Consider the following 14,387-nt stretch of genomic DNA (forward strand, 5'->3'; position numbering starts at 1 on the left):
ATGGCTGACAAGCTGATCTTTCTCGCCGCCGGTGGCACCGGCGGCCACCTGTTTCCGGCAGAGGCGCTGGCGCACGAACTGAAGGCGCGCGGCTATGCCGTGCATCTCGTGACCGACAGCCGCGCCGAACGTTATGCCGGCAAGTTTCCGGCGGAGGAAATCCATATCGTTCCTTCGGCAACGCTTGCCTCGAAAAATCCGATTGCCGTGGCAAAGACCGCGTGGACCCTGTGGCGTGGGTTGACGACGGCGCGCCGCATCCTGAGCAAGTATCGGCCTGCCGCCATCGTTGGCTTTGGCGGATACCCGACCGTGCCGCCGCTGATGTCTGCCGTGCGCTTCAACATCGCGAGCATCATTCACGAGCAGAATGCCGTGATGGGCCGGGCGAACAAGGCGCTGGCGCCGCGCGTGAAGGCTATTGCCGGTGGCTTTCTGCCGGAAACGGGCGGCACCTTTGCCACGAAGACCGTGACCACCGGCAATCCGGTGCGCCCCGCCGTCATTGAGGCATCGCTCGAACCCTATACACCTTCGAGGCCGGGCGAGCCGTTTCATCTCGTCGTGTTCGGCGGCAGCCAGGGCGCGCAGTTCTTTTCCAATGCCATTCCCGCAGCCATCGCGCTTCTGCCGGCCGATCTCAAGGCACGTCTTCGCGTGACGCAGCAGGCACGGGCGGAAGACAAGGACGGGGTGATCGCCGCCTACAAGTCGATGGGCATTCCGGCCGAGGTCTCGCCGTTCTTTACCGATATGGCGGCCCGCATCGCGACGGCCCATCTCGTCATTTCACGCTCCGGCGCCTCGACCGTTTCCGAATTGTCGGCCATCGGGCGGCCTTCCGTTCTCGTGCCTTATCCCTATGCGCTCGATCATGACCAGGCGGCGAATGCCGCCGCGTTGGCGAAGACCGGCGGGGCCGAGGTCATCAAACAGGCCGATCTCTCGCCCGAACGCCTTTGCGAAATCATCACCTCGGCCATGAACGAACCGGCACGGCTTTCGGCTGCCGCGGCTTCAGCAAAGCTCGCAGGCCGGCCGGAGGCGACCACGGAACTCGCGGACCTCGTCGTGGCCATCGCCACGGGGCAGACGGTCGAACAATTCAAGACAAACCGTAACAACAAGGGGGCACGGCCATGAAGATGCCGCAAGCCATCGGTCTCGTACATTTTATCGGCATTGGCGGTATCGGTATGAGCGGTATCGCGGAGGTTCTGCATAATCTCGGCCATCGCGTTCAGGGCTCGGACCAGTCCGACAGCGCCAATGTGCAGCGCCTGCGCGACAAGGGCATTCCCGTCTTTGTCGGCCACAGGGCAGAAAACCTTGGCGATGCCGAGGTGGTGGTCGTTTCGACGGCGATCAAGAAGGACAATCCGGAGCTGATCGCCGCTCGCGAGAAGTCGTTGCCCATCGTGCGCCGCGCTGAAATGCTGGCCGAGCTGATGCGTTTCCGTAACGCCATTGCCATCGGCGGCACCCATGGCAAGACGACGACGACCTCGCTTGTCGCGGCGCTCCTGGTCGCTGGCGGGCTGGACCCGACCGTCATCAATGGCGGCATCATCAATGCCTATGGCACCAATGCCCGCATGGGCGCGGGTGACTGGATGGTGGTGGAGGCCGACGAGTCCGACGGCACCTTCCTCAAGTTGCCGGCGGAAGTGGCGGTCGTGACCAATATCGACCCGGAGCATCTCGATCACTACGGCACGTTCGATGCCGTGCGCGCGGCGTTCCGCCAGTTCGTGGAAAACGTACCGTTTTACGGCTTCGGTGTTATGTGCGTCGATCATCCGGAAGTGCAGGCGCTGGTGGGACGCATCGAAGACCGCAAGGTCATCACTTATGGCGAGAACCCGCAAGCCGATGTGCGCTTCATGAATGTGCGCATGGAAGGTACGCGCTCCTATTTCGACGTTGAAATCCGCCGCCGTCGCACCGGCAAGGTGTTCTTCTTCAAGGATCTGATGCTGCCGATGCCCGGCCGTCACAATGTGTCGAACGCAACGGCTGCAATTGCGGTCGCCAATCGTCTCGGCATCGATGGCGAGGCGATTGCCAGGGGGCTTGCCTCCTTCGGCGGCGTCAAGCGTCGCTTCACGCTGACGGGCGAATGGAACGGCGTGCAGGTATTCGACGATTACGGACACCATCCGGTTGAAATCCGGGCCGTGCTCAAGGCCGCACGCGAAGCGTGCAAGGGCCGAATCATTGCGGTGCATCAGCCGCATCGCTATTCGCGCCTTTCGAGCCTGTTCGATGAGTTCACGCACTGCTTCAACGATGCAGACGTGATTTTTATCGCACCCGTTTATGCGGCCGGTGAAGACAGAATTGAGGGTGCGGACGCGGAATCGCTGGTTTCGGCGCTGAAAGCGGCCGGTCATCGCGATGCCCGCTTCCTGCCATCGCCGGAAGGTCTGGCTGAATCGGTTGCCGGCATTGCGAAGCCGGGTGACTTTGTGGTTTGTTTGGGGGCTGGCAGCATTACCCAGTGGGCGCAGGCGCTGCCGGTTGGATTGGAAAGCTATTCGGGAAAGTCTTGATGAAACAGGTCGATGGGGAAAAACTGCTGGCGTCTCTGGGTGAGGGCGTGAAGGAACTGCGGGGCCGGATCTCGACGGATGCGCCGATGGATCGCGCGACGTGGTTTCAGGCCGGGGGCATGGCGGAACTCCTGTTCCATCCCCATGACGAAGACGATCTCATCGCCTTCCTCAAGGTGCTGCCCGAAGAGGTGCCGCTGACCGTGATCGGTCTCGGCTCCAACCTGTTGGTGCGCGATGGCGGCATCAACGGCGCCGTGGTGCGTCTGTCGGCCAAGGGGTTCGGTCAGGCCGAATTCATCGGCGACAACCGCATTCGGGCCGGCGCGATCTGCCCGGACAAGACGATTTCGGCGGTTGCGATGGACAATGCCCTTGGCGGCTTCCATTTCTATTACGGTATTCCTGGCTCCATCGGCGGCGCGCTGACGATGAATGCCGGCGCGAATGGCGGCGAGACTTCCGAACGGGTGGTGGAGATCCATGCCGTTGACCGCAAGGGCAACAGGCATGTGCTGAAGAACGCCGATATGGCTTACAGCTACCGGCATTCGCATCCGCCGGAAGGATTGATCTTCACGCATGCGGTCTTCGAAGGCTTCCCGGAAGACAAGGCGAAAATCCGCGCCGACATGGATGCCGTGCGCCATCACCGCGAAACCGTGCAGCCGATCCGGGAAAAGACCGGCGGTTCGACCTTCAAGAACCCGGAAGGTCATTCGGCCTGGGAACTGATCGACGAGGCGGGTTGCCGCGGCATGATGATCGGCGGTGCACAAATGTCGTCGCTGCATTGCAATTTCATGATCAACACCGGTCATGCCTCGGCCTATGACCTCGAATATCTCGGCGAGAGCGTGCGCCAGCGCGTGTTCGAACATTCCGGCGTCAAGCTGGAATGGGAGATCAAACGCATCGGCAAGTTCATTCCCGGTCGCGAAATCAAGCCGTTCCTCGGGACCGTCACGGACTGAGAATGCCGGTGAGAACCGTCTCAATTGAACGATATGCGGGGGCCTCTGGCCCCCGTTTCCATTTATGGATGTTTCACAGCGCTTAAATATTCATATTCGGTTCAACTTTGCCGCGATAAGTCCCAATCGTGGTGGTTGCGTCGCTGCGGGCGGGGATTTGCCCGACTACGGCGCGAACCACCTTCACTACCGCAAGATGATGCGGAAAGGAGAGGGACATGATCAAAAAACTGGGCGCCGAATTTCTCGGCACTTTCTGGCTTGTGTTCGGCGGCTGCGGCAGCGCGGTTCTGGCTGCGGCTTTTCCTGAGGTCGGTATCGGCCTTCTCGGCGTATCCTTCGCGTTCGGTCTCACGGTTCTGACGATGGCTTATACTGTCGGCGGTATTTCCGGTGGCCATTTCAACCCGGCGGTTTCCGTCGGCCTCACCGTTGCCGGGCGCTTCCCGGCATCGAGCCTCGTGCCCTACATCATTGCGCAGGTTCTCGGTGCGATTGCCGCCGCGGGCGTGCTCTACGTCGTCGCCACCGGCAAGGCCGGTGCCGAACTTGGCGGCTTCGCCTCGAATGGTTACGGCGAACATTCGCCGGGTGGCTATTCGCTGACGGCGGCGCTCGTCATCGAAGTCGTGCTGACGGCCTTCTTCCTGCTGATCATTCTCGGCTCCACACATGGCCGCGCGCCGGCGGGTTTCGCACCCATTGCCATCGGTCTCGGCCTGACGCTGATCCACCTGATCTCGATCCCGGTCACGAACACGTCGGTCAATCCCGCGCGCTCCACGGGGCAGGCGATCTTTGCCGGCGGCTGGGCCATCGAACAGCTCTGGCTGTTCTGGGTCGCGCCGATCGTCGGCGCCATCATCGGCGCAGTCGTCTGGAAGGTCGTGGGCGAGAAGGACTGAGGCGGAACCAACCGGTTTACGGTTTCGTGTTAACGAAGCCCCCGTGGTCTCCATGCCACGGGGGCTCTGTTTTTCTTAAAGTTTTGAATCAGAATCTTGATCTGTCGCCAAGGCTCTGATTCTTGTGGATAATCCATTGAGTGACTTGATTCGGTTTTTGAGGGCTTTTTTCCGGCGCTCAGGTCCAGGGTTAACGTTAGTAAACGCTTCATTAACCTTAATGTCGTTTGAATGGGGTCAATGGCGGAGAGTGGGCGATTCCCTTCTTCGCCGGTGTCTTTAGGTCTCGGCCGGCGTTCTGCGGCATATTGAGGGTCAAGTGATGAGCGGCAAGCATGTAGCTGTCCTGATGGGCGGATTTTCCTCGGAGCGGCCGGTGAGCCTTGCTTCGGGCAAGGCATGCGCCGATGCGCTGGAAGCCGAGGGCTATCGCGTTACCCGCATCGACGTCGAGCGCGATGTCGCCGCCGTTCTGGCCGAGCTTCGTCCCGATGTCGTTTTCAATGCGCTGCACGGTCCGTTCGGCGAGGATGGCACCATTCAGGGCATTCTCGAATATCTGGAAATTCCCTACACCCATTCCGGTGTGCTGGCTTCCGCGCTTGCCATGGACAAGGGGCAGGCAAAGATCGTTGCCGCCGCCTCCGGTATTCCGGTGGCGGAAGCCAAGATCATGAACCGCTTCGATTTCGGCAGCGAGCATCCGATCGCGCCGCCTTATGTCGTCAAGCCGGTGCGCGAGGGCTCGTCCTTCGGTGTCGTCATCGTCAAGGAAGATCAGGCGCATCCGCCCCAGATCCTGACCAGCGACGAATGGCGCTATGGCGATCTCGTCATGGTTGAGCGCTATATCTATGGGCGCGAGCTGACCTGTGGCGTGATGGGTGACAAAGCGCTGGGCGTGACCGAGGTGTTGCCGCAGGGGCTGGCCTTCTACAATTACGAATCCAAGTATGCGCCGGGCGGCTCCAAGCATGTCATTCCGGCACAAATTTCACCGAATATTTACCAAAAAGTACAATCCTTGGCCCTGAAGGCTCATCAGGCTCTCGGGTGCCGTGGCGTCAGCCGCTCCGACTTCCGTTTCGACGACCGTTTCTCCGAAGAGGGGGAGGTGATCTGGCTGGAACTCAATAACCAGCCGGGCATGACCCCGACGTCTCTGGTTCCGGAAATGGCGCTGCATGCAGGGCTTTCCTTTGGTGAATTTCTCCGGTGGATGGTGGAGGACGCGTCTTGTCAGCGTTGAAGGGTAGAAACGGGAAGATGCTGGACGAGCGGGTCGCTATGCCCGCGCTCGACGCCGAACGGCGCGTTCTGCCGCGTCCGCTGCGTCGCGCTTTCCGTTTCTGCGCCAGCCTTGTCGCTGGCCGCATCGCCATTCCGAATCATACCGGCACGATTGCCGCGCTCGTCTTCTACGGTGCGACGGCTGGCTATGGGGTCTATGTCGGCGGGCATGCGCCCGTCGTCGAGCAGTCGGTGACGGCTGCGGCCGGTTTCTCCATCGAAGACGTCAAGGTGTCCGGTAATGTCGAGACATCCGAGATCGACATTCTCCAGCTTCTCGGTCTCGATGGCACGACCTCGCTCGTGGCGCTCGACATCGTCGATGCCCGCAAGAAGCTGCTCGATCTGCCGTGGATCAGCGATGTGGAGATCCGCAAGGTCTACCCCGGCACCATCGAGGTGAAGCTGAAGGAGCGTCAGGCCTATGCCATCTGGCAACACGGCACGGAGCTTTCGCTGATCGAAAAGAGTGGCAGCGTGATTGCGCCGCTGCGCGACAACAAGTTTGCCAGCCTGCCGCTGTTCGTGGGACGCGATGCCGAGCAGGCCGCCGTGACCTTCGAAACGCTGTTCACCGGCTGGCCGGAACTGCGCGAGCGGGTGAAAGCCTATGTTCGCGTTGCCGGTCGTCGCTGGGATCTGCATCTCGACAACGGCGTTGTCATTCGCCTGCCGGAAGAGGGCGTCGATGACGCGCTCGGCCGTCTGGCCCGTCTGGAAGCGCAGCAGAAGGTTCTGGAGCGCGATATCGCCGCCGTGGACCTCAGACTCAGTGATCGCATGACCATTCAGTTGACGCCGGGTGCGACGGAACGGCGGCAGGTTGCCGTTGACGCGCGCGACAAGGCCCTGAAGAAAGCGGGGCAGAAGATATGAGCATTTTCGGTCACAACCATCTCGGCCTGCCGCGCATCAAGCCGCTTTCCTCGAAGCGGACACACATCGTTTCGGTGCTCGACATCGGCTCGACCAAGGTCGTGGCGATGATCGGCCGTCTGACACCCTGCAAGGAGAGTCACATCCTGCCGGGTCGCACCCATACGATCGAAGTGATCGGCATCGGCCACCAGCGCTCGCGGGGCATCAAGTCCGGTGTCATCGCCGATCTCGATGCGGTCGAAAGCGTCATTCGTCTTGCCGTCGATGCGGCCGAGCGGATGGCGGGCCTGACGGTCGATAGCCTGATCGTCAATGTATCGGCAGGACGCCTGTCGAGCGACATCTACACCGCGACTATCGATCTCGGCGGTCAGGAAGTGGACGAGAGCGACCTGCGCAAGGTGCTGACGGCGGCAAGTCTCCAGTCGCTGCGTCAGGACCGCGTCGTGCTGCATTCCATGCCGACCGGCTTCTCGCTGGACGGCGAGCGCGGCATTCGCGATCCGCAGGGCATGTTCGGCGATCTCCTGGGCGTGGACATGCATGTCGTGACCTCCGAGCGTGCGGCTCTGAAGAACCTGGAGCTGGCGATCAATCGCGCGCATCTTTCCGTCGAAGGCATTGTCGCGACACCCTATGCAAGCGGTCTTGCCGCACTGGTGGACGACGAGGTCGAGCTTGGCTGCGCTGCCATCGACATGGGCGGCGGCACCACGACCATTTCCGTTTTCGCCGAGGGCCGTCTGGTCCACACCGACGCCATCAGCCTGGGCGGCAACCATGTGACGATGGATCTGGCACGCGGTCTTTCAACCCGTATCGAGGATGCCGAGCGTATCAAGGTGGTGCATGGTTCCTCGCTTTCGACCGGTGCGGACGAACGCGAAGTCGTTTCCGTTCCGCCGATCGGTGAGGATGATCGTGATCAGCCCATTCAGGTCTCGCGTTCGCTGGTCACGCGCATCGTGCGCGCCCGCATCGAGGAAACGCTGGAACTGATCCGTGACCGTATCCAGAAATCGGGTTTCAGCCCGATCGTCGGAAAACGGGTCGTGCTGACCGGCGGCGCAAGCCAGCTTACAGGTCTGTCCGATACAGCCCGGCGCATTCTCGCCCGCAATGTGCGGATCGGTCGCCCGATGGGGGTTTCCGGCTTGCCGGCGGCGGCCAAGGGCCCGGCCTTTTCGACGGCGGTCGGCCTGATGATCTATCCGCAGGTCGCGGAGATGGAAACCTATGCCAACGTTGGTTCCTCGCTGCTGATCGGCGGCGGACGGATTGCCCGCGTGGGGCGTTGGATCAAGGAAAGTTTCTGAGCCGCGCGCATGACGGCGCGCAGTTCAAGTCAACAGTTGCAATGAATTTGGCCGGCATGGCGATGCGGCCAAGGGGAAAGGAACCGGAGCATGACCATCAAGCTGCAGAAGCCAGACATTACCGAGCTTAAGCCGCGTATCACCGTGTTCGGTGTGGGCGGCGGTGGCGGCAACGCCGTCAACAACATGATCACCGCAGGTCTCGAAGGCGTCGATTTCGTCGTCGCCAATACCGATGCCCAGGCGCTGACCATGACCAAGGCCAACCGCATCATCCAGCTCGGCGCCAATGTCACGCAGGGTCTCGGCGCCGGTTCGCAGCCCGAGGTCGGCCGTGCAGCCGCCGAAGAGTGCATCGATGAGATCATCGAGCACCTGAACGGTACGCATATGTGCTTCGTCACCGCCGGCATGGGCGGCGGCACCGGCACGGGTGCGGCCCCGGTCGTGGCCCAGGCCGCCCGCAACAAGGGCATCCTGACGGTCGGCGTCGTTACCAAGCCGTTCCACTTCGAAGGCCAGCGCCGCATGCGCCTTGCCGAATCCGGCATCAAGGAACTGCAGAAGTCGGTCGATACGCTTATCGTCATCCCGAACCAGAACCTCTTCCGTATCGCCAACGACAAGACCACCTTCGCCGACGCGTTCGCCATGGCCGACCAGGTGCTCTATTCCGGCGTTGCCTGCATCACCGACCTAATGGTCAAGGAAGGCCTCATCAACCTCGACTTCGCGGACGTTCGCTCCGTGATGCGCGAGATGGGCCGCGCGATGATGGGCACCGGCGAGGCTTCCGGTTCCGGCCGCGCCATGCAGGCTGCCGAAGCAGCGATTGCCAACCCGCTGCTCGACGATGCGTCGATGAAGGGCGCCCAGGGCCTCCTGATCTCGATCACCGGCGGCCGCGACATGACGCTGTTCGAAGTCGACGAAGCCGCGACTCGCATCCGTGAAGAAGTCGATCCGGATGCCAACATCATTCTCGGCGCCACTTTCGACGAAGCGCTGGAAGGTCTGATCCGTGTGTCGGTCGTCGCCACCGGTATCGACCGTGGTGCGCAGGTCCAGCCGCAGGATGTCCGTACCGCCGACATTCGCCCGGCTGCCGTTGCCAAGCCGCTGGTTCGCCCGTCGGCCGCCGTTCCGCAGCAGCATGCCCCGGTTGCAGCCGCTCCGGCTCCGGCCCCCGTCATGCAGGCGCCCGTGCAGCACGCACCGGTTCAGCACGCCCCCGTTGCCCCGGCTCCGAAGCCGGCCTTCGATCCGGTTGCCGAAACGATCCGCAATGCGGAAGCCGAAATGGAGCGCGAGCTTCAGATGGCCGTATCGCACCAGCAGCACAACGCCTACGCTCCGGCGCCGCAACCGGTTGCCCAGCAGCCGGTTCAGGATGAATTCCGTCCGCAGAGCCGCCTGTTCGGAGCCGCACCGGCTGCACCGGCACCGGCGCCGCAGCCCGCTCCGATGCAGACCCAGATGCACGCTCCGGCCGCTTCGGTTGCCGCACCGCGCGTTCCCCCGGTCATGAGCCAGCCGGCTCCGGTCATGGCCGAGCAGGCCGCCCCGGTGATCCGTCAGACGATCGAGCCGGTTCGCATGCCGAAGGTCGAAGACTTTCCGCCGGTCGTGAAGGCCGAGATGGAACACCGCTCGCACGCAGCTCCGGCTCACACTGAGGAGCGTGGCCCGATGGGTCTCCTGAAGCGGATCACGAATTCGCTCGGTCGTCGCGATGAGGAAGACCATGCCGCTGCGGCTGCTCCGGCCGCCGCGCCGGTTGCCCAGCAGCGCCGTCCGCTGTCCGCCGAAGCGAGCCTTTATGCACCGCGTCGCGGCCAGCTCGACGATCAGGGCCGCTCCATCCCGCAGTCCTCCATGGGCGAGGATGAGCAGCTCGAAATCCCGGCCTTCCTGCGCCGTCAGACGAACTGAGGCCTTAGCGCCGAACCCTTTGAAGAGCCCGGGCGGAAACGTCCGGGCTTTTTGTTTCAGTGCCTTGGAGAAAGGTTGAAAAGCCTTTTATTTCCAGTGTGATGATTTCGTTACAATGCGAAAGAAACAGTGATTTGGATTGTGTCGAGACGAGACGTATGAAGACGATATGACATGCGTGCAGATGACTCGATGCGCATGCCGCGCCAGTTGGGCGCGAGGGGAAATGGAGAGCCGGAACACGAGATGTTTCGCGATCCAAGCAAGCAAGGTGAAATGAATGTCTCTGGGATTGCTGGGTTTTCAAACGACGATTGCAACATCCGTTACCCTTTCGGGTATCGGCGTTCACTCCGGCGCTCCCGTTACGCTGACGTTTCATCCGGCTGAAGCCGGCTCGGGCATCGTTTTCAATCGCCTCCACGCCGATGGTTCGGTGACCGAGCTCAAGGCCGTGTCCTCGCAGGTTGGCGCCACCGACCTTTCCACCGTTCTCGGCTTCACGCCGGCCCGGTCCGTTGCCACCATCGAACATGTGATGGCCGCGCTCTACGCGCTTGGCATCGACAACATTACCGTCGAGGTTGATTCGGCCGAGATGCCGATCATGGACGGTTCCTCGCGCATGTTCATCGACGCCATCGAGCAGGTTGGCATCACCTCGCTGGGCGTCAAGCGCCGCTATATCCGCGTCATCAAGCCGGTTCGTATCGAGCAGGGCGCAAGCTGGGCTGAATTCCGCCCCTATGACGGCACCCGCTTCGAGGTTGAGATCGATTTCGACAGCCCGGCCATCGGTCGGCAGAAGTGGGAAGGGGACCTGACGGCTTCCACCTTCAAGGACGAGCTTTCCCGTGCCCGCACCTTCGGTTTCATGCGCGATGTGGAGCGCCTGTGGGCTGCCGGCTATGCGCTCGGTTCCTCGCTTGAAAATTCCGTCGTCATTTCCGACGACAACAGCATCGTGAATGTCGAAGGCCTGCGCTACGAGGACGAATTCGTTCGCCACAAGTCGCTTGATGCCGTGGGCGATCTGGCGCTTGCCGGCGCGCAGTTCATCGGCTGTTACCGTTCGTATCGTGGTGGTCACAAGGTCAACGCCATCGCGCTCAAGGCTCTTCTGTCCGACGTTTCGGCTTATGAAGTCGTCGAGGCTCCAGCCCGCAGCCAGCGCGTTCGCGCCCGCGAATTCGTCGCTGTCAATGCACCGGGCTTTGCGCCCTGGTCTGCCTGAGGCTGAAAAGATCGAGATTCGAAAGCCCGCAGGCCTCAGGCATGCGGGCTTTTTCTTGGGGGTCGTGGGGCCGCAACCGACAGATTTTGCGCAGTAAATTGGCGGTCTGCCACAAAAATGCGTAATTGCACCATCATTGCGTTGCCCTCCTGCTGCTTTTGTGGCTAGAAACGCCAGTCATCAAGTGGCGCACGGGCAGGGCGCGGCAAACGGGATCCGTTCTATGAGCAATGCAATTTCCGGCATGACGAAGACGACGCTGAGAGCGATCATGCTGACGCTCGCCTTGGGCGGGGCGGGCGCGGGTCTTGCCGGCTGCCAGTCCGACAAGGATATCGACATCACCAAGCTGGTGCCGGAAAGCGATCCGCCGGATGTGCTCTACAATCAGGGCCTTGCCAACATCAAGGCCGGCAAGATGCCGGAAGCCAGCCGCAAGTTCCTTGCCGTCGACCGCCAGTATCCGTTTACGGAATGGTCGCGCAAGGCGCTGGTCATGACCACCTTCACCAATTACCGCATGGGTCGCTCGGACGAGGCGGTTGCCGCTGGCCAGCGCTATCTGCAGCAATATCCGCGTTCGCAGGACAGCGCCTATGTGCAGTACCTGATCGGTCTGGCCTATTCGCGCCAGATTGCCTCGGTGACGCAGGATCAGGGTTCTGCCCGCAAGACCATCGACGCCATGCAGAAGGTCGTGAACGACTATCCGGACTCCGAATATGTCGATGATGCGCAGGCGAAGATCCGCTTTGCCCGTGACCAGCTCGCCGGCAAGGAAATGCAGGTGGGCCGCTACTATCTCGAGCGCAAGGAATATCTGGCGGCCATTTCGCGCTTCCGGGCCGTGGTGGAGCAGTACAACAACACCAATCAGGTGGAAGAGGCGCTGGCCCGTCTGACCGAGGCTTATTACGCGATGGGCCTGACCGACGAGGCGCAGACCGCCGCCGCCGTTCTCGGCCGCAACTATCCCGACAGCCAGTGGTATGCAGATTCCTTCAAGCTGCTGAAGAGTGCCGGTCATGAGCCGCGCGAAAACACCGGCTCCTGGATTTCCAGAGCGGGCAAGAAGCTCGTTGGCGCTTGATAACGGATAGGCCATGCTGATCCAGCTTTCGATCCGTGACATCGTTCTGATCGACCGGCTGGATCTTGCCTTTTCGCAGGGCCTTTCCGTGCTGACCGGCGAAACCGGGGCCGGCAAATCCATTCTTCTCGACAGTCTTTCGCTGGCGCTCGGCGGGCGCGGCGATGGTGGCCTCGTGCGCCATGGCGAGGACAAGGGGCAGGTGACGGCGGTCTTCGACGTGCCGATGGACCACCCGGCCCGCAAGGTGCTGCGCGAGAACGATCTCGATGACGACGGCGACCTCATCTTCCGCCGCATTCAGTCCGCCGATGGCCGTACCAAAGCCTTCATCAACGACCAGCCGGTGGGCGTACAGCTCATGCGGCAGGCCGGTCAGTTCCTTGTCGAAATCCACGGCCAGCATGCCGACCGGGCGCTGACCGATACCGATGCTCATCGCGCCCTTCTGGATGCCTTTGCTGGGCTGGGTGAAGACGTGGCCGCGCTTTCCGGTCTTTATCGTTCCTGGCGCGAAGCGGAACGGGCGCTGAAGAAACACCGCGAGAAGGTGGAGGCTGCGGCCCGCGAGGCCGATTATCTCCGTTCCTCCGTCGAGGAGCTGGAAGCGCTCTCGCCCGTCAATGGCGAAGAGGATGAATTGGCGGAAGCCCGCGCGCGGATGATGAAGATCGAGCGCGTCGCCTCCGATATTGCCGAGGCCAGCGAATTTCTGAACGGCAATGGTTCGCCCGTGCCGGAAATCGCCTCGCTGATGCGCAGGCTGGAGCGCAAGAGCCATGAGGCGCCGGGTCTTCTGGAAGAAACCGTGCAGCTTCTCGATCAGGCGCTCGACACGCTGTCCAACGCCCAGATGGAAGTGGAGCGGGCGCTGCGCCGCACCGAATTCGACCCCAAGGAACTGGAGCGTGTCGAAGAGCGGCTGTTTGCGCTTCGCGCCGCCGCCCGCAAATATTCCGTGCCGGTCACGGCGCTGCCGGCGCTTGCCGAAAAGATGGTGTCCGATCTTGCCGATCTCGATGCCGGCGAGGAAAAGCTGAAGCTGCTGGAAAAGGCCGTGGGTGTGGCGGCTGACGCCTATCAGGCCGCCGCCCGCACGCTTTCCGAAAAACGCCACCATGGTGCCGAGGCGCTTTCCGCCGCCGTGATGGCGGAATTGCCGGCGTTGAAGCTGGAGCGCGCACGCTTCATGGTGTCGGTTTCTACCGATGGCGAGAATGCCGGGGCGGAAGGCATCGACCTCGTTGAATTCCACGTCCAGACCAATCCCGGCACGCGTCCCGGTCCGATCATGAAGGTGGCCTCCGGCGGCGAACTTTCACGCTTCCTGCTGGCGCTCAAGGTGGCGCTGGCCGATCGCGGCTCGGCGCCGACGCTGGTCTTCGATGAAATCGACACGGGTGTCGGTGGTGCGGTGGCAGATGCCATCGGCCAGCGGTTGAAGCGGCTTTCCGCCACCGTGCAGGTGTTGTCGGTCACGCACGCACCGCAGGTCGCTGCCCGCGCCGCGACGCATCTGCTTATTGCCAAAGGGCCTGTGGAAGGGGACGCAAGCCGCATTGCGACCCGCGTGACGCCGATGGAGCCATCCCATCGCCGCGAGGAAATCGCGCGCATGCTGGCGGGCGCCGAGATTACCGAAGAAGCCCGTGCTGCCGCCGCCAAGCTTCTGGCCGCCACGGACTGACGGGCCTTCGCGGATCGTTCAGGTTTGACCTTTAGACTGACGTCATGTCTTTGGTTCCGGGTGTGTCTCATGAACAGGTTCTGGCTCTTTTTCCTCGCTGCTTTTGCCGCCTTTCCGGCTGCGGCCGATGGCATATGGTGCGATGCCGGTGATGGCCGCGTGGTGACGTGCCCGCCGCAGCGACGGCTGCCGCCTCCGCCACCCCCGCCGGTCTATGACGGATACGAGATCGCGCCCGGACAGGGGGACGCGTTCCGTGACGCGCCGCCGCCGCCGGAATGCACGCCGGAACAGGCGGTGCGGCTTGCCCGCCGTTACGGCCTTTCGGATGCGCGACTGGCTTCGGTTGGCACGAAGACGATGTTCATCGATGGCTACGACTACAATGCCGACAAGAGCGTGCGGCTAGTGATTTCGAAATCGCCGGGCTGCCCGCTGGTGGATCGGATGTAGCGGGGATAAGCTGAAAGCGACTCCACTTTTCGATCCGATGCTCTAAAACAGCAGCGATTGTGAATTGAGTGAGCC

12 protein-coding genes are annotated in these 14,387 nt (G+C 62.2%); all 12 read left to right on the top strand.

The annotated features are described in order from the left end of the window. The 12 genes from murG to GGQ66_RS18400 all read left to right on the top strand — a co-directional run bounded on the left by murG (window position 1) and on the right by GGQ66_RS18400 (window position 14,312). On the top strand, window positions 1-1,143 hold the full coding sequence (murG, locus tag GGQ66_RS18345; protein WP_183794304.1) for an undecaprenyldiphospho-muramoylpentapeptide beta-N-acetylglucosaminyltransferase: 1,143 nt from the start codon (window positions 1-3) through the stop codon (window positions 1,141-1,143). Beyond that, window positions 1,140-2,552 (top strand): UDP-N-acetylmuramate--L-alanine ligase, encoded by a 1,413-nt coding sequence (gene murC, locus GGQ66_RS18350; protein ID WP_183794306.1) that lies wholly within the window; start codon window positions 1,140-1,142, stop codon window positions 2,550-2,552. Before murG ends, murC begins: the two co-directional genes overlap by 4 nt. Further along, complete coding sequence (gene murB, locus GGQ66_RS18355) at window positions 2,552-3,526, top strand: UDP-N-acetylmuramate dehydrogenase (RefSeq protein ID WP_183794308.1); 975 nt, start codon at window positions 2,552-2,554, stop codon at window positions 3,524-3,526. The genes murC and murB overlap by 1 nt, the downstream gene beginning before the upstream one ends. 218 nt (window positions 3,527-3,744) lie before the next feature. Beyond that, entirely contained in the window at window positions 3,745-4,431 is a 687-nt protein-coding gene (aqpZ, locus tag GGQ66_RS18360; protein WP_183794310.1) for an aquaporin Z, read from the top strand. 322 nt (window positions 4,432-4,753) lie between these two features. Next, complete coding sequence (locus tag GGQ66_RS18365; RefSeq protein WP_183794312.1) at window positions 4,754-5,680, top strand: D-alanine--D-alanine ligase; 927 nt, start codon at window positions 4,754-4,756, stop codon at window positions 5,678-5,680. A gap of 17 nt (window positions 5,681-5,697) precedes the next feature. Then, the gene (locus GGQ66_RS18370; protein WP_272872542.1) at window positions 5,698-6,597 is read left to right on the top strand and encodes a cell division protein FtsQ/DivIB; all 900 of its coding nucleotides are present in this window, start codon (window positions 5,698-5,700) and stop codon (window positions 6,595-6,597) included. Beyond that, window positions 6,594-7,916, top strand: a complete 1,323-nt coding sequence (gene ftsA, locus GGQ66_RS18375; protein ID WP_183794316.1) for a cell division protein FtsA — start codon at window positions 6,594-6,596, stop codon at window positions 7,914-7,916. Before GGQ66_RS18370 ends, ftsA begins: the two co-directional genes overlap by 4 nt. Before the next feature lie 90 nt (window positions 7,917-8,006). Then, entirely contained in the window at window positions 8,007-9,848 is a 1,842-nt protein-coding gene (gene ftsZ / locus GGQ66_RS18380) for a cell division protein FtsZ (RefSeq protein WP_183794318.1), read from the top strand. A 280-nt stretch (window positions 9,849-10,128) separates the two neighbouring features. Next, entirely contained in the window at window positions 10,129-11,082 is a 954-nt protein-coding gene (lpxC, locus tag GGQ66_RS18385; protein WP_183794320.1) for a UDP-3-O-acyl-N-acetylglucosamine deacetylase, read from the top strand. 223 nt (window positions 11,083-11,305) lie between these two features. After that, window positions 11,306-12,172, top strand: a complete 867-nt coding sequence (locus tag GGQ66_RS18390) for an outer membrane protein assembly factor BamD (RefSeq protein ID WP_183794323.1) — start codon at window positions 11,306-11,308, stop codon at window positions 12,170-12,172. A gap of 13 nt (window positions 12,173-12,185) precedes the next feature. Next, window positions 12,186-13,859, top strand: a complete 1,674-nt coding sequence (recN, locus tag GGQ66_RS18395) for a DNA repair protein RecN (RefSeq protein ID WP_183794326.1) — start codon at window positions 12,186-12,188, stop codon at window positions 13,857-13,859. Window positions 13,860-13,928: 69 nt separating this feature from the next. Then, a complete protein-coding gene (locus GGQ66_RS18400) occupies window positions 13,929-14,312 on the top strand; it encodes a hypothetical protein (RefSeq protein WP_183794329.1) in 384 nt (127 codons plus the stop codon). Window positions 14,313-14,387 lie beyond the last annotated feature (75 nt).

The organism is Allorhizobium borbori, from assembly GCF_014196535.1.
Lineage (GTDB): Bacteria > Pseudomonadota > Alphaproteobacteria > Rhizobiales > Rhizobiaceae > Ectorhizobium > Ectorhizobium borbori.

Bases quoted from the DNA above. Each gene is read 5' to 3' on its own strand.
- murG (WP_183794304.1), top strand. From the start codon at position 1: ATGGCTGACAAGCTGATCTTTCTCGCCGCCGGTGGCACCGGCGGCCAC.
- murC (WP_183794306.1), top strand. From the start codon at position 1,140: ATGAAGATGCCGCAAGCCATCGGTCTCGTACATTTTATCGGCATTGGC.
- murB (WP_183794308.1), top strand. From the start codon at position 2,552: ATGAAACAGGTCGATGGGGAAAAACTGCTGGCGTCTCTGGGTGAGGGC.
- aqpZ (WP_183794310.1), top strand. From the start codon at position 3,745: ATGATCAAAAAACTGGGCGCCGAATTTCTCGGCACTTTCTGGCTTGTG.
- GGQ66_RS18365 (WP_183794312.1), top strand. From the start codon at position 4,754: ATGAGCGGCAAGCATGTAGCTGTCCTGATGGGCGGATTTTCCTCGGAG.
- GGQ66_RS18370 (WP_272872542.1), top strand. From the start codon at position 5,698: ATGCTGGACGAGCGGGTCGCTATGCCCGCGCTCGACGCCGAACGGCGC.
- ftsA (WP_183794316.1), top strand. From the start codon at position 6,594: ATGAGCATTTTCGGTCACAACCATCTCGGCCTGCCGCGCATCAAGCCG.
- ftsZ (WP_183794318.1), top strand. From the start codon at position 8,007: ATGACCATCAAGCTGCAGAAGCCAGACATTACCGAGCTTAAGCCGCGT.
- lpxC (WP_183794320.1), top strand. From the start codon at position 10,129: ATGTCTCTGGGATTGCTGGGTTTTCAAACGACGATTGCAACATCCGTT.
- GGQ66_RS18390 (WP_183794323.1), top strand. From the start codon at position 11,306: ATGAGCAATGCAATTTCCGGCATGACGAAGACGACGCTGAGAGCGATC.
- recN (WP_183794326.1), top strand. From the start codon at position 12,186: ATGCTGATCCAGCTTTCGATCCGTGACATCGTTCTGATCGACCGGCTG.
- GGQ66_RS18400 (WP_183794329.1), top strand. From the start codon at position 13,929: ATGAACAGGTTCTGGCTCTTTTTCCTCGCTGCTTTTGCCGCCTTTCCG.